The 19,560-nt window shown below is 70.6% G+C and carries 21 protein-coding genes, 1 tRNA gene and 2 pseudogenes; 15 read left to right on the top strand and 9 right to left on the bottom strand.

The genetic code is table 11. The annotated features are described in order from the left end of the window. The first annotated feature begins 240 nt into the window (after positions 1–240). On the top strand, positions 241–1,191 hold the full coding sequence (locus tag ABT294_RS44580) for an RNA ligase family protein (RefSeq protein ID WP_350812548.1): 951 nt from the start codon (positions 241–243) through the stop codon (positions 1,189–1,191). A gap of 83 nt (positions 1,192–1,274) precedes the next feature. Here the strand turns inward: ABT294_RS44580 and ABT294_RS44575 are convergent, their stop codons facing one another. Genes ABT294_RS44575 through ABT294_RS44565 form a run of 3 tightly spaced genes read right to left on the bottom strand, consistent with a single transcriptional unit; the run spans position 1,275 to position 2,375 of the window. Continuing rightward, a complete protein-coding gene (locus ABT294_RS44575) occupies positions 1,275–1,709 on the bottom strand; it encodes an SRPBCC family protein (RefSeq protein ID WP_350812547.1) in 435 nt (144 codons plus the stop codon). Beyond that, a complete protein-coding gene (locus ABT294_RS44570; protein WP_350812546.1) occupies positions 1,702–2,025 on the bottom strand; it encodes an ArsR/SmtB family transcription factor in 324 nt (107 codons plus the stop codon). The genes ABT294_RS44575 and ABT294_RS44570 overlap by 8 nt, the downstream gene beginning before the upstream one ends. Next, entirely contained in the window at positions 2,022–2,375 is a 354-nt protein-coding gene (locus ABT294_RS44565; RefSeq protein ID WP_350812545.1) for a VOC family protein, read from the bottom strand. Before ABT294_RS44565 ends, ABT294_RS44570 begins: the two co-directional genes overlap by 4 nt. 104 nt (positions 2,376–2,479) lie before the next feature. On the opposite strand from ABT294_RS44565, the gene ABT294_RS44560 reads away from it, so the two are divergent. Beyond that, positions 2,480–3,139 carry a permease prefix domain 1-containing protein gene (locus ABT294_RS44560; protein ID WP_350812544.1) on the top strand — a complete coding sequence of 220 codons (660 nt, stop codon included), beginning with the start codon at positions 2,480–2,482 and terminating at the stop codon, positions 3,137–3,139. Here ABT294_RS44560 and ABT294_RS44555 read toward each other — a convergent pair. After that, the gene (locus tag ABT294_RS44555; protein ID WP_350812543.1) at positions 3,123–3,458 is read right to left on the bottom strand and encodes a PadR family transcriptional regulator; all 336 of its coding nucleotides are present in this window, start codon (positions 3,456–3,458) and stop codon (positions 3,123–3,125) included. The genes ABT294_RS44560 and ABT294_RS44555 overlap by 17 nt on opposite strands. Before the next feature lie 89 nt (positions 3,459–3,547). Here ABT294_RS44555 and ABT294_RS44550 point away from each other — a divergent pair, with 89 nt between their 5' ends. The 8 genes from ABT294_RS44550 to ABT294_RS44515 all read left to right on the top strand — a co-directional run bounded on the left by ABT294_RS44550 (position 3,548) and on the right by ABT294_RS44515 (position 11,998). Continuing rightward, a complete protein-coding gene (locus ABT294_RS44550; protein WP_350812542.1) occupies positions 3,548–4,717 on the top strand; it encodes a cytochrome ubiquinol oxidase subunit I in 1,170 nt (389 codons plus the stop codon). Between the two features lie 11 nt (positions 4,718–4,728). Next, positions 4,729–5,493: a cytochrome d ubiquinol oxidase subunit II gene (locus ABT294_RS44545; protein ID WP_350812541.1), complete on the top strand. Its 765-nt coding sequence runs from the start codon at positions 4,729–4,731 to the stop codon at positions 5,491–5,493. Positions 5,494–5,499: 6 nt separating this feature from the next. Continuing rightward, the gene (gene cydD / locus ABT294_RS44540; RefSeq protein WP_350812540.1) at positions 5,500–7,440 is read left to right on the top strand and encodes a thiol reductant ABC exporter subunit CydD; all 1,941 of its coding nucleotides are present in this window, start codon (positions 5,500–5,502) and stop codon (positions 7,438–7,440) included. Further along, positions 7,437–9,164: a thiol reductant ABC exporter subunit CydC gene (gene cydC / locus ABT294_RS44535; protein WP_350812539.1), complete on the top strand. Its 1,728-nt coding sequence runs from the start codon at positions 7,437–7,439 to the stop codon at positions 9,162–9,164. Before cydD ends, cydC begins: the two co-directional genes overlap by 4 nt. A 267-nt stretch (positions 9,165–9,431) precedes the next feature. Beyond that, positions 9,432–10,052 carry a hypothetical protein gene (locus ABT294_RS44530; RefSeq protein WP_350812538.1) on the top strand — a complete coding sequence of 207 codons (621 nt, stop codon included), beginning with the start codon at positions 9,432–9,434 and terminating at the stop codon, positions 10,050–10,052. Next, the gene (locus ABT294_RS44525) at positions 10,049–10,366 is read left to right on the top strand and encodes a transcriptional regulator (RefSeq protein ID WP_350812537.1); all 318 of its coding nucleotides are present in this window, start codon (positions 10,049–10,051) and stop codon (positions 10,364–10,366) included. The genes ABT294_RS44530 and ABT294_RS44525 overlap by 4 nt, the downstream gene beginning before the upstream one ends. After that, positions 10,363–11,265, top strand: coding sequence for an ABC transporter ATP-binding protein (locus ABT294_RS44520; protein ID WP_350812536.1), 903 nt, complete (start codon positions 10,363–10,365; stop codon positions 11,263–11,265). The genes ABT294_RS44525 and ABT294_RS44520 overlap by 4 nt, the downstream gene beginning before the upstream one ends. Continuing rightward, positions 11,258–11,998 (top strand): ABC transporter permease, encoded by a 741-nt coding sequence (locus ABT294_RS44515; protein ID WP_350812535.1) that lies wholly within the window; start codon positions 11,258–11,260, stop codon positions 11,996–11,998. The genes ABT294_RS44520 and ABT294_RS44515 overlap by 8 nt, the downstream gene beginning before the upstream one ends. 124 nt (positions 11,999–12,122) lie before the next feature. Here the strand turns inward: ABT294_RS44515 and ABT294_RS44510 are convergent, their stop codons facing one another. After that, a complete protein-coding gene (locus ABT294_RS44510) occupies positions 12,123–13,355 on the bottom strand; it encodes a S1C family serine protease (RefSeq protein ID WP_350812534.1) in 1,233 nt (410 codons plus the stop codon). A gap of 248 nt (positions 13,356–13,603) precedes the next feature. Between ABT294_RS44510 and ABT294_RS44505 the strand changes: the two genes are divergently transcribed. Both ABT294_RS44505 and ABT294_RS44500 read left to right on the top strand, forming a co-directional pair. Further along, positions 13,604–13,978 (top strand): site-specific integrase, encoded by a 375-nt coding sequence (locus tag ABT294_RS44505; protein ID WP_350812533.1) that lies wholly within the window; start codon positions 13,604–13,606, stop codon positions 13,976–13,978. Positions 13,979–14,012: 34 nt separating this feature from the next. Further along, positions 14,013–14,086, top strand: a tRNA-Met gene (locus ABT294_RS44500). A gap of 57 nt (positions 14,087–14,143) precedes the next feature. On the opposite strand, the gene ABT294_RS44495 is transcribed toward ABT294_RS44500, so the two are convergent. Both ABT294_RS44495 and ABT294_RS44490 read right to left on the bottom strand, forming a co-directional pair. Further along, complete coding sequence (locus ABT294_RS44495) at positions 14,144–14,587, bottom strand: thiopeptide-type bacteriocin biosynthesis protein (RefSeq protein WP_350812579.1); 444 nt, start codon at positions 14,585–14,587, stop codon at positions 14,144–14,146. A gap of 194 nt (positions 14,588–14,781) precedes the next feature. After that, positions 14,782–15,926: pseudogene (locus tag ABT294_RS44490) on the bottom strand (lantibiotic dehydratase family protein); the annotation flags it as partial. Between ABT294_RS44490 and ABT294_RS44485 the strand changes: the two are divergent. Beyond that, on the top strand, positions 15,916–16,185 hold the full coding sequence (locus ABT294_RS44485) for a hypothetical protein (RefSeq protein ID WP_350812532.1): 270 nt from the start codon (positions 15,916–15,918) through the stop codon (positions 16,183–16,185). The pseudogene ABT294_RS44490 and the gene ABT294_RS44485 sit on opposite strands and share 11 nt — an antisense overlap. Next, entirely contained in the window at positions 16,160–16,315 is a 156-nt protein-coding gene (locus tag ABT294_RS44480; RefSeq protein WP_350812531.1) for a hypothetical protein, read from the top strand. Before ABT294_RS44485 ends, ABT294_RS44480 begins: the two co-directional genes overlap by 26 nt. Before the next feature lie 463 nt (positions 16,316–16,778). On the opposite strand, the gene ABT294_RS44475 is transcribed toward ABT294_RS44480, so the two are convergent. After that, entirely contained in the window at positions 16,779–17,627 is an 849-nt protein-coding gene (locus ABT294_RS44475; RefSeq protein WP_350812530.1) for an alpha/beta hydrolase, read from the bottom strand. A gap of 152 nt (positions 17,628–17,779) precedes the next feature. Between ABT294_RS44475 and ABT294_RS50945 the strand changes: the two are divergent. Continuing rightward, positions 17,780–18,337, top strand: a pseudogene (locus tag ABT294_RS50945) (hypothetical protein); the annotation flags it as partial. A gap of 398 nt (positions 18,338–18,735) precedes the next feature. Here ABT294_RS50945 and ABT294_RS44465 read toward each other — a convergent pair. After that, complete coding sequence (locus tag ABT294_RS44465; protein WP_350812528.1) at positions 18,736–19,542, bottom strand: SAM-dependent methyltransferase; 807 nt, start codon at positions 19,540–19,542, stop codon at positions 18,736–18,738. Positions 19,543–19,560 lie beyond the last annotated feature (18 nt).

Genomic DNA, 19,560 nt, shown 5'->3' with positions numbered 1-19,560 from the left:
TGAAGCTGGAGATCGGCGGGTTGCGGGATGGTCGGCGGTGACTGGCCGGTGCCCGGAATCAGCCGGACGCCGGCGGCTGCTCATCGAGCTGAACGTCGACCATCCCGCACGGCCGTTGCAGTCGTGGTCTCCTGCCGGGCTCAAAATGAGTTGATCTTCAGGTGGGCGTCAGAGAGGCTGTCTGCCGGAGCGTCGCGGCCGGGCAGCAGGCCGTGCGGGCGCGGGGCGGAGGTCGGAGCCGTGTGGTACCCGAAAATCCCGCAGCGGTTCGATGACGGACCGTTACCCGGCGGGAACTGGGTGGCCGAGGAGAAGGTGCACGGTGCGCATCTCGCGCTGGTCAGCGATGGCCGTACGGCGCGGGCCGCCGGGCGGCGCGGGCTGTTGGACGAGGATCGGCTTGAGACATTCTTCGGAGTGACGCGGCTGTGGCCGGTACTGGCGACAGCGGCGGCGGCAGCGGCTCGGGCGGCCGGACAGGACGTGGTCTTGTACGGGGAACTGGCCGGCGGAGGCTACCCGCACCCCCAGGTACCGCCGGTCGAGGATATCGGCCCGGTGCAGACCGGCGTATGGTACAGCCCTGATCTGGTATGGCTGGCGTTCGACGGCGCCGTCGCCGCACCGTCGGGACCACGCTGGATGAGCCGCGCCGAGCTGTCGGAACTGATGGACGGTGTGGGCTTGCAGTGCGTGCCACTCGTGGGCCAAGGCCGTCGGCAGAGGCTGGGCGAGCTTACAGTCGACTTCCCGACGATGGTGCCCGGCATGCTGGGCCTTCCAGAACTACCCGACAACCGCGCCGAAGGCTACGTCCTCAAGCCCGCCGGATCCTGGGAGACAACGGAACGGGGACCGCGGCCGGTACTGAAGGTCAAGCATCCCGACTTCGCCGAGGATGCCCGCTACAACGGCGCCCGGCCGTTCGTGCCGCCGCCCGGCGGAGTGACGGGAGTGCCGGCCTGGCTGTTGGCTGCCGCAGTAGAGCGGCTCACCCCGCCGCGAGTGGACGCCGCACGCAGCAAGCTCGGCCCAGCCGCTGACACCGCCGAACTGGCCGCCGAGGTGGTGACCGACCTGCTCTCCGACCTCGATGACGACCTGGGCGGCCTGTCCGAGCCCGACCGCCAACGCCTGGCCGCCGTACTCATGCCCGCAGCCCGCACGCTGGCCGCTCTTCAAGACCGATGAACCAGCAGCACCCGGCCGACGCTCTGTTGCGCAGAGCGAGGGCCGAGCGGGAGGCGGCGGTGGTGGCGCCTCCCGCTCGGCCGTCAGAGTTCCGCGGCGACGCGTTCGATCGCCCGGAAGTGGGAGGTGCGCCAGCCGCTGCCCATGATCTTGCGGGAGAGCTGCTGTCTCGGGTCGTCGGGGTCGAAGCCCTCGTGGTCGAGGAAGAGCCTGGTGCCCCGGCCCTCGGGTTCGAGGCGCCAGGTGACGGTCCAGTCGGCGTCCGTGCCGTCGGTCCAGCTGATCCTCAGCAGCTTCTCCGTCTCGAACTCCAGCACCTCGCAGGAGACGATCCCGTCGAAGCCGACCGCCTTCCTGGGTTCGGTGGTGAAGGTGAAGCGGTGGCCGACCTCCAGCCTGAAGTCGTTGGGCATGAGCCAGCGGGCCATCAGCTCCGGCTCGGTGATCGCCCGCCACACCTTCGCGGGCGGGTGCGCGAGGTACTGGTCGACCCTGATCGCGCGGGTGTCTTCAGTCATCGTCTTCCATCTCGTCGAGCAGCGTGCTGAGGTCGGCGAGCTTCGCTCTCCAGAAGCGCTCGTACGGTGTGAGCCAGTCGCGGATCTCCATCAGCGGCTCGGCCTCCAACCGGTAGTGCCGCTCCCTGCCTCTGCGGCTCTCGGCGACCAGCCCGGCGTCCTTGAGCACCTTGAGGTGTTCGGAGACGCTCGGCCTGCTCATGTCGAAGCGCTCGGCCAGCCGCCCGGCGGGCTGCGCGCCCTCCTCGCGCAGCAGGCGCAGCAGCTCGCGGCGGGCGGGGCTGGCCAGCGCGGCGAACACGTGGTCGGCCGTCATGCCTGGATGACCGCGTACCCGTTGCCGAAGGGGTCGTTGAACAGGAGCTGGCGGCCCCACGGCTCGTCGCTCGGCCCCTCGACGGCCACGCCGTGCGCGCCCAGGGTGGCGGCGAGCTCGTCGAGATCGCGCGAGATGAGCACCATGCCACCGATCGGCGCCATGTCGGGGAACCAGGACGCGAGCAGCAGCGTGCTCTCGGCGCCCTTCGGGGCGACGGTCAGCCAGCGGCCCATCGGGAACGGGTTGTCGGTGCGGAGCTCGAAGCCCAGCGCGCCGGTGTAGAAGGCGAGGGCCCGTTCCTGGTCGGAGACGGGCACGGTCACGGTGGCGATAGTGGAGATGTTCATGCCGGCCACTATATGTAGGAAAAATCCTACACATCAACCCCGGCGAGGAATTCAGGGAAATCCCCGGCTTACCCCTGCGGGCCGCCGTTCGTAAAATGGGGGTCATGTTGATCGACGACTTCGTGTCCGACCTGGGACGGGCCCTGGCCGGGCCATCGGGCCCCAAGCGCGACCTGGTCGTCGAGGCCCGCGACAGCCTGTCCGACACCGCCGACGCCCTGGAGGCCGAGGGGCTCGACCGGGCCGAGGCCGAGCGGCGGGCCGTGGCGGAGTTCGGGGAGATCTCCGAGATCGCACCCGGCTACCAGGCGGAGCTGACCGCGGTGGCGGGCAGGCGGCTCGGCCGGCTGCTGTTCATCAGCGTCCCGATGACCGTGCTCATGTGGTCGGTGATCTGGCGTTTCTACCCGGTCGACGCGAACGCGTGGGCGCACAAGCCTGGCTGGTTCCTGTTCGTCTCCCGCCTGCTCGACGCCCTGCAACTCGCCACCGGCCTGCTCGGCGGGCTGGCGCTGTTCGCGCTCGGCCGGGGCACCCGCTGGATCCGCAGGCCGCGCCTGGTGACGAGGGCGCTGGGGGTCCTGGTGTGGGCGATGCTGCCGGCGACGGGCGTCCTGAGCCTGCTGCTGTCGTACGACTCGGGGGTGCCCGACAGCGTCCCCGTCTACCTGCCCTCGGTCCTGGCCAACGCGGTGACCTCGGCCCTGTGGGGGGTGCAGCTCTACGGCGCGGCACGCTGCCTGAGGGTCACCCGGACGATCTGACGTCCGTCTGCATCACACTGCCGATCACGCTGGCGAACTCCCGCCAGGCCGACCGCTCGCCTTCGAGCTGCTTCCTGCCCGAGTCGGTCAGCCGGTAGGTGCGCCGCTTGCGGCCTCCGACCGTGGCCCACTCGCTGACCAGGTGGCCGATGCGCTCCAGCCTGCGCAGGGCCGGATAGACGGTGCCCGTCGGCACGCTGAGCGCGCCCCCGCTCCGCTCCTGCAGCGCCTCGATGATGGCGTAGCCGTGCAGCGGCTCGCGCTCCAGCACGGAGAGCAGCAGGGCGTCCATGTGACCGCGGAGCGCGTCGGGATTCATGCCACAGATCCTAGGTCTCCGTTCGCGATGTAGCCAGTCTACATGTAGGCTCTCTACATGTAGACAGACATAGTAACGGAGTTGACGCGATGGACGTACTCGACCTGGCCCGCCTGCAGTTCGCGGTGACAGGAAGCCTGCACTTCCTGTTCGTCGTGCTCACGCTGGGCCTCGCACCGCTGGTGGCGATCATGCACACCCAGTGGGCGCTGTCCGGCAAGCCGCTGCGCGAGGGGATGACCCGGTTCTGGGGGCAGATCTACGTCATCAACTACGCGCTGGGCATCGTCACCGGGCTGGTGATGGAGTTCCAGTTCGGGCTCTCATGGAGCGGGCTGTCGCACTACGCGGGGGACGTCTTCGGCGCGCCGCTCGCCATGGAGACCCTGGTCGCCTTCTTCCTGGAGTCCACGTTCCTGGGGCTGTGGATCTTCGGCTGGGGGCGGCTGCCGAAGGCGCTGCACGTGGCGTGCATCTGGATCGTCACGCTGACGGCCTACGCCAGCGCGTTCTTCATCATGGCGGCCAACTCGTTCCTGCAGAACCCGGCGGGCGCCGTCGCCAGGGGCGACCATCTGGAACTGGTCGACGCCGGAGCGCTGTTCACGAACAAGACCCTGGTCTTCGCCTTCCCGCACGTGGTCGGAGCCGGCCTGTTCACCGGCGCGATGGTGCTGGTCGGGGCGAGCGCCTACAACCTGCGCCGCCGTACCGGCCAGGTGCAGTTCTTCACCAAGTCGCTGCGCACGGGCGTGCTGTTCGCCACCCTCGGCATCTTCCTGACGGTCGGCTTCGGCTACGCCCAGTTCGGCGGCCTCCAGGACGGCAAGTTCAAGGACGCCTCCGCCGCCGCCGCGGGCGCGCCGCTCGCCTCCATGATGCTGATAGGCGACCTGCTCATGTTCGTCGTGCTCTTCCTGATGCTCCCGCTCATCTACTTCCTACCGCGCTGGCGGTGGACGCACCCCCTCCTCGTCGCGATGACGCCGGTGCCGTTCGTGGTGGCGATCCTCGGCTGGCTGGCCAGGGAGATCGGCCGCCAGCCGTGGATGATCTGGGAGAAGCTGACCGTCGCCGACGCCATGACGCCCGGCCTGACCCCGGGCATGATCACGTTCTCGCTGGTGGGCTTCGCGGGCGTGCTGGGGCTGCTGGCCCTCGTCGACTACGTCCTGATCGCCAGGGTGGTCCGCCGCGGCCCGCCCGATCCGGCCCTGCGCGCCGCCGGCGAGCAGCGCTCCCCCGCGCTGAGCTACTAGGAGTCGCTGAGATGGAACTGATCTGGTTCGCGCTGTTCGCCGTGCTGCTGGCCGGCTACTTCGCCTTCGAGGGCTTCGACCTGGGAGTCGGCCTGCTGCTGCCGGTGCTCGGCAAGGGGCAGCAGGGCCGTGACCACATGGTCGCCGCCATGGCGCCGTTCGTGCTGGCCAACGAGGTGTGGCTGGTGGCCGTAGCCGGGGCGCTGTTCGGCGTCTACCCGGCGCTCGAAGGCGAGGTGCTGTTCGGGCTGTACCCGCTGGTCGTGGTCATGCTGCTGGCGTGGGTCGTGCGGGACGCCGGGCTGTGGTTCCGGCGCAGGATCGACGGCCCCGCCTGGCGGCGCTTCTGGGACCTGATGGTCGCGGCCGGCTCGCTGGGGCTCTCGTTCGGCTGGGGAGTCGCGCTGTACGCCGCCGCCACCGGGTTCGGCTCGTCACTGCTGCATCCGCTCGGGCTGATGCTGGGCGTGGTGACGACCCTGCTGTTCGCCTACCACGGGTGGACCTTCCTCGGCTGGCGGGCACCGGGGTTCGCGGGGGCGTCCCGGTCGGGCAGGGCGGTGCTCGTGTCGGGGCTCGTCGCCGCGCTACCGGCCGTCGGGGTGACCGTGGGGAGCATGCGATACCTTCTGGACAGCAGTGCGCCACCGGCCACGCTGAGTGTGCTCAGTCTCATGGTGCTGCCGTTCGCACCCATCGTGGTGGTGGCGCAAGTATGGGTGTGGCGCACCTTCCGGCCGGGCAGGGACGCCGTCCGGATCCTGTCGTTCTTCTGAGGACACGTGCATAAAGATCTCCTGCGGCTCATGCGGGCCGAGCAGTCGGTGCGCCGTCACCTGGCCGTCACGCTGGTCGCGGCGGTGCTGGCCGGGTTGCTCGTGCTCGCGCAGGCGGAACTGCTCGCCGGAGTGCTGTCAGGGCGGTTCACCGCCGCGGCGCTCGCGGCGCTGGCCGGGGTGGTGGCGCTGCGCGCGCTGCTCGCCTGGACTCAGGGGGTCTTCGCCGGCCGCACCGCCACCGGGGTCAAGTCGGCTCTGCGGAGCCGCCTGCTGTCCCGGCTGCAGGAGCTCGGGCCCGCCAGGCTGGCGGGCCACCGTTCCGGCGAGCTCGTCACGCTCACCGGACGCGGCCTCGACGGCCTCGACGCCTACCTGACCGGCTACCTGCCGTCGATCGCGGTGGCCGGGGTGGTGCCGCTGGCGGTGCTGATCCGGCTGTTCGCCGCCGACCTGGGCAGCGCCGTCATCGTGCTGGTGACGCTGCCGCTGATCCCGGTGTTCGGGGCGCTGGTCGGCATGACCACCAAGGCGGTCACCGAGCGGCAGTTCCACGCGCTGTCGCGGCTCGGGGGCCACTTCCTGGACGTCGTGCGCGGCCTGCCCACCCTGCGTGCCTTCGGCCGCGCCCGCTACCAGGCGACCGTCATCCAGCAGGTGGCCGACGCCCACCGCGCCGCCACCATGCGGACGCTGCGGGTGGCGTTCCTGTCGTCGCTGGTGCTCGAGCTGTGCGCGTCGCTGTCGCTGGCGCTGGTGGCGGTGCCGATCGGCCTGCGGCTGCTGGGCGGCTCGCTCGACCTGACGACGGCGCTGCTGGTGCTGCTGCTGGCGCCGGAGGCGTACCTGCCGCTGCGCATGATGGGCACCCGGTTCCACGCCTCCATGGAGGGCGTGGCGGCGGCCGACGCCGCCTTCGCCGTCCTCGACGACCCCGCGCCTTCCGGAGACCGGCCCTCGCCTGACCGAGCGTCGCGGCGATCCCGCGAACGGCCTCCGGCTGACGCCGTGGAGCTGCCGGTCGACGGCGCGGACGTCGCCCCGAGCCCGTTGAGCGGCGCGCCGGAGATCCGGTTGGAGGATGTCACCGTCCACTACCCCGGCCGTGCCGACCCGGCCCTCACCGGCGTCTCCCTCACCATCAGGCCCGGCGAGCGGGTCGCGCTGGTGGGCGAGAGCGGCGGCGGCAAGAGCACCCTGCTCAACCTGATCCTCGGCTTCGTCGACCCGTCCGAGGGCGCGGTCCTCGTCGACGGCACCGACCTGCGCGAGCTGGACCTCGACAGCTGGCGCGCCCGCCTCGCCTTCGTCCCCCAGCGCCCGCACCTGTTCGCGACGTCGGTGGCCGACAACATCCGCCTCGGCGCGCCCGGATCGTCCCTGGACGAGGTGCGCCAGGCGGCCACGGCCGCCCAGGCGGACGAGTTCGTGCACGCCCTCCCGCACGGCTACGACACGGTCGTGGGCGAGCGCGGCACGAACCTGTCGGCGGGGCAGCGCCAGCGCATCGCCCTCGCCCGCGCCTTCCGCCGCCCCCAAGCCGCGGTGCTGCTGCTGGACGAGCCCACCGCCCGCCTCGACGGCCGCAGCGAGGCCGCCGTGGTCGCGGCGACGGCGGCCCTCGCGCGAAACCGCACGGCGATCATCGTCGCCCACCGTCCGGCCATGATCGACCTCGCCGACCGCGTCATCCGCATCCACGAGGGCCGGGTGCTCTCCGACACCCGTCCCTCCAACGGCGACGCGCCGGGAATCCATCGGGCCGGCATCCCGGACGCCGTCGATACGCCGGGGCGCCACGAAGCGGACCGCGGCGCGACGGACCCCCCGCCTGTCCAGCCGGATGGCGCCGCTCGGAGGAGCGCTGCCACACGCGACGCGGAGCGTGACGGGGCCGTCAGGCGGGGTGGAGTCGATGGCGGGTCCGGGCTGAGGAGGGACGCGTGACACGGCGGATGGGGATGCGGCTCGCGTGGGCGGTGCTCGCGGGAGCCGCCGCCGACCTGGCAGGGCTGGGGCTGATCGCCGCCGCCGCCTGGCTGATCACGCGGGCCGCCGAGCAGCCGCCGCTGGCCGCGCTGAGCGTGGCGATCGTGGCCACGCGGGCGTTCGCCACCGGCAAGGGCGTCTTCCGGTACGCGGAGCGGCTCACCGGCCACGACGTCGCCCTGCGCGCCCAGGCGGGCACCCGGGAACGCCTCTACCAGGCGCTCATCCCCCCGCGGCAGCCCAGGCACGGCGGCGCGGACCTGCTCAGCCGGATGGTCGACGACACCGACGCCGTCCAGGACCTGCTGGTCCGCTGTCTGCTCCCCGCCGCGGCCGCCGCGGCGGCCGGTCTGGCGGCCGTGGTGATCGGCCTCGTCGTGCTGCCGGTCGCGGCGCTGGTGCTGCTGGCCGGCCTGGTGGTGGCCGGCGTCCTGCTCCCGGCCGGCACGGCCGCCGCCGCCCGCCGCTGGTCGGCCAGGATCGCCCCGGCGCGGGCGGCCCTGGCGGGACGCGTCGCCGACCTGGTGCACGGCTCGGCCGACCTGTCCGCGTACGGCGCGGGCGAGCAGGCCCTGGCCCAGGCCAGGGAGGCGGACGCCGCCCTGGCCGCGCTGGAGGTCCACCAGGCCAGGGTGCACGCCGCCGCCCTGGCAGGCGGCACCCTGGTGCAGGGCCTGACGGTGGCGGCCGTCGTCCTGCTCGCCCAGTCGGCCGGCGCCGGCACGGTCGCCACCGCGGTGCTGGCCCTGACCTCCCTGGTCGCCTTCGAGCCGGTCCTTCCGCTGGCGGCGGCGGGCGAACGCCTCGCCGGCATCACCGCGGCACTCCGGCGCCTCAGGGACGTCCGCACCGCGCCCGCCGCGATCACCGAACCCGCGCCCCCCGCCCCGCTCCCCTCAGGGCCCTTCACCGTCGAGGTCGAGGACCTGGTGGTCCGGCACTCCGCCGACCAGGCGGCGCCGGCCGTCGACCGCGTCTCGCTGACGCTGACGCCCGGGAAACGGGTGGCCCTGGTGGGCCCGAGCGGAGCGGGCAAGAGCAGCCTGCTCGCCGCGCTGATGCGGCTGGTCGAGCCGGAGTCGGGCACGGTCAGGGTCAACGGCGTGGACATCACCCGGCTGGACTCCGACGCGGTCCGGACGGTGATGACCGGCCTCACCCAGGACCCCTACGTCTTCCAGACCACGCTGCGCGACAACCTGCGCCTCGCCGGGCCGGAGGCCGACGACGCGCGGCTGCTGCGGGCCGTCCGCGACGCGCGGCTCGACCAGTGGGTCGAGCGGGTCAGCTGGGACGCCCACCTGGGCGAGGACGGCCGGACCGTCTCGGGCGGCCAGCTGCAACGCCTGGCCCTGGCCCGCGCGCTGCTCTACGACCCGCCCGTGCTCCTGCTCGACGAGCCGGCGGAGGCGCTCGACGAGGAGACCGCCGACTCGCTGATGGCCGACCTGCTCGACGTCACGCACGAGCGCACCACGCTGCTCGTCACGCACCGCCTCAAGGGCCTGGAGCAGGTGGACGAGATCATCGTGCTGGAGGGCGGGCAGGTCGTCCAGCGGGGGCACCATGACGAGCTCGTCCGGGCCGACGGCTACTACCGCGACCTGTGGGAGTCGGAGGTGCTGGCGGGCGGTCAGGCGTTGGCGAGCCGCAGCCGGGGTTCCGCCTCGCGCTCCAGCTGACGGAGGACCCGCGCGCCTTCCGGCGACGGTCCAACCGGCCGCCGGCACCCCCTCGTCCCCACCGGCCGACGTCGGACCGAGCGGCACGGGCTCGGTCAGCGGGGCCGGGCAGGGGAAGCCCGCACCCGCCAGGTGCCGCCGCACCTGGACGCACCCGCGCAGACGAGACACGGCGACCGCCTCCCTACCCGGACGGAATCAGGGCTTCCAGTTGGCGGCGCAATATGGTTTATAATACAAACCAGTTTGATGGTGAGAGAGGTTGCGATGACAGACGACGAGCAGGCCCCCAGCCCCGAGGAGACGCTGCGGCTCATCGAGGAACAGCACGCCGCCACCGTGAGGCGACTGAAGGGCGACCCGCTGACCCAGTACCTGCCGTGGGGGGTCGCCTGGCTGCTCGGGTTCACCGCGCTCTTCCTGCACTACGGGCCCGACGGCCGGCCGCTCGCGCCGATCACGCAGATGCAGGCGGTGGGCGTGCTGATGTTGGCGCAGGTGGTCGCGGGAGCCGTGGTCGCGTACGGGATCACCAAGGCCAGCGCCCTGGTCCGCGGCCAGAGCACGGCCCGGGGAGCGATGTACGGATACGCGTGGTTCGCCGGGATGGCGCTGATGATCCTCATCGCGATCCGGCTCTCCCCGCTCCTGCCTCCCGACGAGTCCGGGCTGCTCTGGGCCTCGGTGTCCCTGCTGGTGGTGGGCGTCCTCTACATGGCCGGAGGGGCGATCTGGCTCGACTGGCCGACATTCTTCGTCGGCACCTGGGTCGTGGCCGTCGACGGGCTCGGGGTGCTGCTGGGGCCCGCGTGGCACGCGCTGCTCGTCGCCGTGCTGCTGGGCGGTGGCTTCATCGCGGTGAGCCTGTGGCTCAGGTGGCGCGGGTGACGGCCGAGCTGCCGGAGCTCGACCCGGTGATCCACGCACAGGCCAGGCTGCGGGTGGTGGCCTCGCTCAACACCCTGGCCGAGGGCAACGAGATGTCCTTCCCCGCGTTGAAGGACCTGCTCGGCATGACCGCGGGCAACCTCTCCGTCCACCTCAGCAAGCTTGAGGAGGCGGGATACGTCCACATCACCAAGACGCACAAGGGCCGCACCCCCGTCACCTACGTCGCGCTCACCAGGCGCGGACGGCTGGCCTTCGACGACTACACCAGGGCGATCCGCGCCCTGCTCGACACCGCAGGAGGCACGCCATGACCGCGTCCGCCGATCCCTCGACCGTGCTCGCCAGGGCCGTCGAGGTCACCCGCCGCTACGGCGACGTCCTCGCGCTCGACCGCCTCTCCCTGGACATCCGCGCGGGCGAGCTGGTGGGCCTGCTCGGCCCCAACGGCGCGGGCAAGTCCACGCTGATCAACCTGTTCGTCGGCCTGCGCAGGGCGTCGAGCGGGACGGTCGAGCTGCTCGGCGGCTCTCCCCAGGACCCCGCGATACGGCGCGGCATCGGCGTGACGCCGCAGGAGACGGGCCTGCCCGAGGCGCTCAGGGTCGGAGAGATCGTCGACTTCGTCTCCGCGCACTTCCCGAAGAAGACCGACAAGGGGGAGCTGCTGGACCGCTTCGGGCTGGCCGACCTGGTCCGACGCCAGATCGGCGGGCTGTCCGGCGGGCAGAAGCGGCGGCTGGCCGTGGCGCTGGCGTTCGCGGGCGAGCCGCGGCTGGTCTTCCTGGACGAGCCCACCACCGGGCTGGACGTCGAGGCCAGGCGGGCGCTGTGGGACGGCATCACCTCCTTCCACGACGGCGGCGGCACCGTCCTGCTCACCAGCCACTACCTGGAGGAGATCGAGGCGCTCGCGCAGCGGGTCGTCGTGGTCGGCCACGGCCGGGTGCTCGCCGACGACACCGTGCGGGCCGTCCGCGACATGGTAGGCGTGCGGCGCGTCTCGCTGGCCGCCGGCGACCTGCCGGAGCTGCCGGGCGTGCTCAGCAGCGAACGCGAGGACGGCCGGATCCACCTCGTCACCACCGACCCCGACCGGCTCGTCGTCGAGCTGGTGCGCAGCGGCACGCCGTTCTCCGGCCTGGAGATCAGGCCCACGTCCCTGGAGGAAGCCTTCCTCGCCATCACCTCGAAGGAGACCGCGCATGCCTAGCCTGGTCCTCGCGCACACCCGCTACCAGCTCCTGGAACAGATCCGGGTGCCGATCGGCCTGATCGCGAGTTCGTTCTTCCCCGCCGCCTCGATGCTGGCGTTCGTGGTGCCGTTCGCCTCCGACGACCCCGTCGCGGCCACCCGCTCGACAGGGTCGATGATGCTGGTCGGCGCGATGTCGGCCGCGCTGATCGGGCTCAGCATCCAGGTCGCCCAGGACCGCGAGCAGCCGTGGAACCCGTACCTGCGCACGCTGCCCGCGGGGCCGCTCCCCCGCTTCGCGGGGCGGATCCTGTCGACCATGGCGGTGATGCTGGTCTCGGTCGTGCCGGTGCTGGTGATCGCGGGCCTGTTCACCGAGGCGGCCATCACCCCGCCGAAGCTGGCCCTGGGGTTGCTCGCGCTGTTCGCCGGGTCGGTCCCGTTCATGCTGATCGGGCTGTTCCTGGGCTTCCTGCTGCCCTCGAAGGCGGCCATCGGGGTGTCACAGGTGCTGTTCTTCCCGCTGGCGATCCTCGGCGGGCTGATGCTGCCCGCGCAGTTCATGCCCGGCTTCGTGCAGACGCTGTCGCCGTACGTGCCGAGCAGGGGCGCAGGGGAGCTGGTCTGGGCGGCGACGACGGGCGAGGCGCCGAGCCCGGTGGCGCTGGTGATGCTGGCGGCGTGGACCGTCGTCGCGGCGCTCGCCTCCGGCTGGGCCTACCGGCGAGACGAGGGGCGCAGGTTCGCCTGACGATACGGGCGTGTCGCCGGGGCCGTGACGATGGGCGCATGTCGCCGGGGCCGTGACAATGGGGGGTGTGTCGCCGAGTCCGCAGCGATCTCGACGACACACCCGTCCATGAGGGGGTCCTGGGTTATTTCTTCTCTTGGAGGGTGACGGTGACGTCGTGGGTCTTGCCGTCCCTCACGTATGTGAGCTTGACCTGTTGGCCCGGTTTGAAACCTCTGACCTGCCCAAGTACAGTATCTCCCCCGTCAACCGCAACGTTACCGAGCTTGGTGATCAGGTCTCCCTGCTGGAGTCCGGCCTTCTGCGCGGGGCTGCCGTCGGTGACCTGGCGCACCAGCGCTCCGGGGACGTCGCCGGTGGCGTCGGTGACGCTGACGCCGAGGAAGGCGTGGCTGACCTTGCCGCTGCTGATGAGCTGCTCGGAGACCTGCTTGGCGGTGTTGACCGGAATCGCGAAGCCGACGCCGATGTTGCCCGTGCCGCCGCCCGTGGCGATCGCGGTGTTGATGCCGACCAGCTGACCGGCGGCGTTCACCAGCGCGCCACCCGAGTTGCCGGGGTTGATCGCGGCGTCGGTCTGGATGGCGCCGCCGATCGTGGTGGTGGAGCTCTCCTGCTGTTGCTGCTGCTGCCCCCAACCGGGCGGGACCTGCTGCTGCTGCTCGCCGCCGGCGCTGACCGTGCGGTCGAGCGCGCTGACGATGCCGGCGGTGACGGACCCCTCGAGGCCGAGCGGGCTGCCGATGGCCAGGACGGCGTCGCCGACCTTGAGCTGGTCGCTGTCACCGAGCGCGATCTTGGTCAGCCCCGAGACGCCGTCGGCCCTGATGACCGCGAGGTCGGTGGCCGGGTCGGTGCCGACGACCGTCGCCTTGGCGGTCTTGCCGTCGCTGAACTTGACCGTCATCTGGCCGCCGCCCTGGCCCGCGCCGACGACCACGTGGTTGTTGGTGAGGATGAGACCGTCGTCGGAGAGGACCACCCCCGACCCCTCGCCGCTGTTGCCCTGGATCATCACGACCGAGGGCTGCACCTTCGCGGCGACCTCGGCGACCGTGAGCTGGTTCGACGCCTGCTTGAAGACCGGGCTCGGCGCGCTGACGACGCGCTCGGGCTGGAAGGAGGTGGCGACGACGGCCCCCACGACGCCGCCGCCGACCGCCATGGCCGCGAGCGCGAGCCCGGCTACGGCCTTCTTCCCGACCGAGAGGTTCGGCTTCTTGGTGCTGGTGGGCGGGGGCGGCGGCTGCTCCATGACCACGGTGTCCCGCCGGGGGAAGCCCCCGGCGGAGGGCGGCGTGGCGCCGAACTGGCTCCAGCCGCCGGTACCCTGCTCGCGAGGCTCGTTCGCGTTCATCTCTTCTCCTCAAGTCCCGATGACTCAAGGGTGCCAAGAGCGGTGTAAACGCTGGTTAAGCCATTGATCCACGTGTCGTGAGACGTCTGACACGATTCTTATCACCGCAGGTCCACGGCCGGTTTCCCGAGTGATCTCGACCCGAAAATTTTTTCTTCGGACGGCAACCACGCAGGTCAAGGACGGTTTAATCGGCTCCCCATCGCTTAAGTGGAGTCGGCTCCGATCCCGCACCGGGAGGCCCAGCCATGTCCGAAAACAACGTCGTCGCGTTCACCCCCCGCGCGCGCCGCCAAGCCCGCCGGCGCAAAACGGTCGTTCCCCGCGGCACTCTCCTGGCCGCGCTCATCAGCTCGTGGGAGCTCGCATTAGCCAACAAGGCTCCTACCACGCGCACGCTGTACCTGCGGGTGGCCCGACGGTTCGTCGACTTCCTCCAGGCCGAGGGGCCTCCGGACGACGCCGAGACCGTCACGGCCGAGGAGGTTCGCATGTTCCTGGATCACGAGCGGAAGCGCGCTGGCGACGTGTGGTTCGCCTGGATCATCCCCGACGGCGAGCGCACGACCTTCTCCCGGTTCGAATCCGGCCGAGAGCTCAGCTGCATGACCATCATGGCTTGAGCACGTTGATGATCCGATAGTCTTTCGTCTGCAACGCGGGGTGGAGCAGTTCGGTAGCTCGCTGGGCTCATAACCCAGAGGTCGTGGGTTCAAATCCCGCCCCCGCTACAAAGATGGCGCCCACTCTCCTTCGGGAGAGTGGGCGCTTCTTCGCGTTGTACGGCCTCAGGCGCGTCGCCACCGCCAGTGAGATCCAGGGCAGCCATCGGTCAACTCCCGGAAGGTAGCAGGGCCTCGCGCGCCGCGCGGCTGAGGATGGCCTGCGTGGTTGCGGAGAGGCCGAGACGATTCCAGTGGAGGATCACCACGTGTGTCAGGACGTGACGGATGCCGCGGCTGAGTTGCCCACCGTCCGAGTGCCTGGGCGGCGGGACCGTAGCAGTCGCCATCGTGCAGGCGCAGCCGGAGCCGCAGGTGCGGTGTAGGGGTGTCGTAGCGGATGAACCACCAGTCGTCGCGCCCGCCGTGCTCCCAGTCGGCGAGCAGGTCCGGCAGATAGGTCGTAAGCAGGTCGGATTGTCGTGCTGGGTGGCTGAATAGTTTCGCGTACAGCCAGGGTGAGTTTCCGGGCAGGTGGCCGGGACCATGGTAGGTCCGCTCGCGCCGCACGGGCCGCGCCAGAGGGCGGGGCGGGGTGGTGGAGGCGAGAGGATGACGATCTCATGGGGACGGCCGGCGATCCAGGCGTCGTCGCTTGTGTCTTCGATCAGCCGGGCCGTGCCGGCGCGGTCCAGATGGCGGCGCAACAGCGCCAGGTGAGCGCTCTGGGTGAGGTCCAGCCGGATCAGGACATCATCGTCGCCAAACCGCACCACGTCCGGGATATGGCGGGCCTGCCGGTGCTCATGGAACCCCTCGATCCATTTCCTGGTGGCGACGGCCGCCGCGGGCAGCTCGGTGGCGGTGAGGCTCCACCGCGCGGGGCTGAGGATGGTCCGGCCGTAGCGGACGCGCGGAACGAACGCGAACTGGTCGGCCACGCGACCCCACACGAAGGTGTTACAGGATGCCGAGGCTGCGGTGGACACTTCGCATAGGAACCGCACCAGGGGGTGGACGTGCCGCAGGTTGATCGCGTTCAGCATCCGCGGCTCCACCGCGCACCCGCGCGTGAGGGACACCAGGACCAGGCGGCGGGCGTCGGCGGTGACCGCCAGGTCGTCGAGGGCGACAGCTGAGTCTTCCGTGTGCCGGTGTTCCCTAGCGACAGGACCGGCAGGACCTCCGGGGTTCGGGCCAGGCCGTCCGTGCGGGCGGTCAGTGGAGGCGCTGACAGCTGTACGGCCAGTGCGCCGGCCGTGCTGGTTGGGAGGCGGCGATAGGCGTCGGTGATCCGGTCCCGGTCTTGGGCGTGGAGGAGATGCAGGAACCGGCCCACTGAGGTGCCGGCGTGCCGCGACGCGGCTACCACGGTGAGGGTGAAGTTTCCGGCGTCCAAGTCGGCCGGCGTGCGGGCGTTGAGGCTGGCTCGCACCTCGGTGTGCGGGGCGATCGGCGCTGCGCCCCCGCCGGTCTCCAGCTCGGTCACGAGGTCGTCGGTGAGGGCCAGCTCGACAGACCCGTCCACGGTGGCGTTGTAGGCCAGAGCCGCTAACGTGACGTCTCTGCGTGTCGGCGCGGGATCTTCGGTGAAGAGCGAGCCTCGGAACCCGGCGGGGTATCCGAGACCTCGGTCGGGGTCCAGGAGCTCCCGGACGGGCACGACAGCTCCCGGACCGTACCGGTCGACGAAGGCGCTGTGATAGGCCCGCCATGTGAGCCGCTCGGGGCGAGCCGGACCAGGATCGCGGCGGCTGTCTCGACCTCGGCGATCACGCGGGGAGGGAGACTGATGGAGCAGTCCAGCCGCAGACCGACCGCCAGCCGCGGGCCCGGGGCGAGGGCGGTGGAGGCCGCGGGGCCCTGCAGCTGGGCGGCGATGTGGGCGAGGGGGGGCGGTGACGGTCATCGGAGCCGCCCACACTCCGCGGTTCGCGGGTCGCATCGTGCCCCGCACCTTCGCGAAGAAGGCCACCGCGTTCCTCGCCCGGGACGGCATCGTGCTCTATGACAACCCCGACGCGTTCCTGATCTGCGCGTTCAAGCGGGATAACGCACTCTGCGAGCCCGAGCCGGATGCGACGGCACCGAGGCAGCACGACTGCCGGCCCGGCTGCGGCAACGCGGTCCGCACCGACACCCATGCCCGTCAGGCGGGAGCGGGCTGACGAGATCGACAAGCTGGCCGCCCGCACACCAGGGCCGCTCAGCAGGCGCCTGAGAGCCAACGCTGACCGGCTCCGCAAGATCGCCGACACCCACAACGCCACCGCCCAGACCGCCGAGGCCCTGACATGACCCAGCAGCACCAGGACGAGCGCGCTCGCATCCACCAGGCCATGGACCGGCTCCTGGCGGGAAAGGCCACCGTCTCAAACGGCAGCCTCACCGTCGCCGCTCTCGCCGTCGAGGCCGGCGTTCACCGCATGGCTCTCCTCAAACGGCACGCTGATGAAGAACGAATTCTACGAACGGGTCCGCACCGAAACGAAGCAAATCCCGGAAACCGAGAAACAGCTCCGCGAAACCGTCACCACTCAAACAGACGATCGCGAACCAGAGAGCCGAGAGCGAAGAACTCCGCCAGCTGGTCACACACCTCACGCTCGCCAGCGCCGTCCTCACCCTAGAGCAGGGGCCGGCAACAAAGCCCACCCCTCCGCCCTCTGACAACGTCGTCCCGTTCCACCCGCCCACCACGTGAGAGTTCACAGGCGCCAAGGTCATTGGCCGTCTCATGGGGATCCTCGGCATATGGTCTCTAGGCGAAGGGGATGCCGTCGAAGGTGCCGGACAGGGACGGGCGAGTTCCAAACGCCGTCCAGGTCAGCGTCACCTCGTAGGTGCGCCCGCCGGTCTCGGCACGGAGCGTGGCGGTGGCGCGGCCGCCTGGGATGAGCTTGATGGGGCCGCTGACCCGCAGGTCGCGTACGAACCGCACGCTGTCGAGCGTGATGTCCTGGCCGAAGGTAACCTGGCCGCCGCGCAGCCCCGGCTCGTTCGGCCGCCCGAAGTAGTAGAAGGCGTGCGGATTGCGGCGGGCGGTGGCGTCGGCGGCGGTGGCGAAGGTGGCCGCGAGGATCCGCCGCTGGCCGGGGCTGAGCTTGCCGGCCGGGTGCGGCGCCATGTCCCTGAGTTCTTGCGGGAATGCGCCGACGGCGCTGTAGTTCTCGCCGGTGCATTTCTGGTCGACCACCCGCTTGGTGGTCAGGAAGGTGCGCAGCATGCCGCGTACGCAGTCACCCATCGGCGATGGGAGAAAGGACTGCGCGTGAATCCCGAACGGAATCCGGATGACGGTAGCGTTCGGGAAGACCCGAAGCGAACGCGCCACCTCTGCGGGGCGGTTGACGTCGAAGTCCCCTGCCACGACCAGGATGGGTACGTTGGGCAGCGCCTGTCCGGGCGGGCGCGGCGGGCTGTGTCGCGGGGTCGGCCAGTTGATACACCACTCCTGGCTGGCGACCGCCTCGGTGGGGAAGATATCGGTGGGCTGATAGGGCGCCATCGGGCGTTCCCGCTCGTAGTACCGCTCGGCCTGCGCTTGACGCTCGGCCGCCGATGCCAGCCGGTCGAAGGGGAAGGAGCCGTCGCCACAACGAAAGGCCACATGCCCCGCAAGCCACGGAGGGTTGAACGGCGGGATGGTTTTGGGGGTCAGCCGGGCCAGCCGGCGTAGTGGAGCCGGGTCGCCGTTGAGGTGCGACCACGCTCGGGAAGCATCGCGAGGCACTCCAACTCGCCGCCGCCGCTGCGGAGGCCGCGGCTCAGACTCCCGCCTCCGTCCAGGCGCTGATCGCCGCCCGCAGTGCTCTGGCGCACGCTGGCGCGGGCGATCTCGCAGGCGTCGAGCGTGCCCGTGACCGCGCCGCTGAGCTGATCAGCAATGCCGATGGACGGCCGACGTGGGCCAGCTACGTGACGGCGACGGAGTTGGACGCCATCGCCGGGCGGGCTCTTGTCATGCTCACGCGCGACGTCCCTGGACACCGGCGGAACCTCCTGATACATGAGGCGGAAACGCTGCTGCGTGAGCGCGCCCTGTGCCAGGCCGAGGATCACCGCCGGTCGGCGCTACGCCACGGCGTCTATCTCAGCCTTGCCTATGTCCGAGCTGGCGACCTCGACCAGGCCGTGCAGATCGGTCATCTTGCGCTGGAACGGCTGCCCATGGTGACCTCAGCCCGCTGCCTATCACTGATGGCCGATCTCCGCGCCGACCTCACTGCCCACGCTCAGCGATCCCACAAGGTGCAAAACCTGGTCAACTCGCTAGATGCACACGTGCCCCGACCGCCCAGGACTACCCTCGCAACATGACCGACCTCTACTATCAGCGCCTGCTCGACGACGCATTTTGGCGGTTTAATTATTCGGCATACAGGTTCGGGCGGTCCTGCGTGGACTCGGGGTCCACAGGTGACTGGTCTGTAAACGCTGGTTAAGCCATTGATCCACGTGTCGTGAGACGTCTGACACGATTCTTATCACCGCAGGTCCACGGGTTTCCTGGGTGATTTCGGCCCGAAATTTTTTTCTTCGGACGGCAACTACGCAGGTCAAGGACGGTTTAATCAGCCAGATGCTGCGCTGCCGTTTCGTCGCGGCAGGGCTGCCCCCGGGGCGCGGTACCCCTGCCGCCGGGTCCCGCACCTGGGCAGGGACAGGCCCGCCTACCTCGGCCACTCGTGCATCTGGGCCGACGTGGCCTCCGGGATTCAGGAGGGATGCGCGACTCGGCCGACGCCGCCGAACAGGGAGTTGGTTCGGGGCGAGTCGTCATCGTCCGGGTGCCAGTCGTAGGGGCGCACCAGGCCGGGTTCGACGAGGTCATAGCCATCGAAAAGGCGGCGGATTTCCTTTTCGCTCCTGAGCGCGAGAGGCACAGTCGCACCGGCGAACCCGGCATACCATCCCTCCTGCTCCTTCTCCGACATCCCATCGGTGGTCAGGTGGGAGATCGCCACGTACGAACCCGGGGACTGCCGTTCGCGGAAGGCCGCCACGATCCTGGCGGGGTCCTCGGCCGGGGTGACGAAGTGGAACACCGCGACGAACAGCACCGCGATCGGCTGGCTGAAGTCGAGGAACTCGTTGACCTCGGCGTCGTCCAGGATGGTCTCGGGCCGGCGCATGTCCGCGGTGACGATCCGGGTGGAGTCGTCGGCCAGCAACGCCCTGCCGTGCACGGCGACGATCGGATCGATGTCGACGTAGACGACCCGGGAACCGGGGTCGGCCTCCTTGGCGATCTGGTGGGTGTTACGGGCGGTCGGCAGCCCGGAGCCGACATCGAGGAACTGGCGGATGCCGCACTCCCTCGACAGGTATCGCACCGCGCGCCCGAGGAACCGGCGATTCTCCATGGCGGTGGAGCGCACCCGGTCTTCGCCGATCACCTCGTACAGCTTCGCGTTGGCCGCCCTGTCGACCTCGAAGTGATCCTTGCCGCCCAGCGCTTCGTCGTACATGCGCGCGGCGGTGGGTGCACCGAGCGGGATGTTCGGAGTGCTTTCCGTCATCATGCGATCTCCTCGGCGCAT

The organism is Nonomuraea sp. NPDC000554 (assembly GCF_040300065.1).
In the GTDB taxonomy this organism is placed as follows: Bacteria; Actinomycetota; Actinomycetes; order Streptosporangiales; family Streptosporangiaceae; genus Nonomuraea.
Note: the sequence above shows the minus strand (reverse complement) of the source record. Positions and strands in the feature narration are given on the sequence as shown.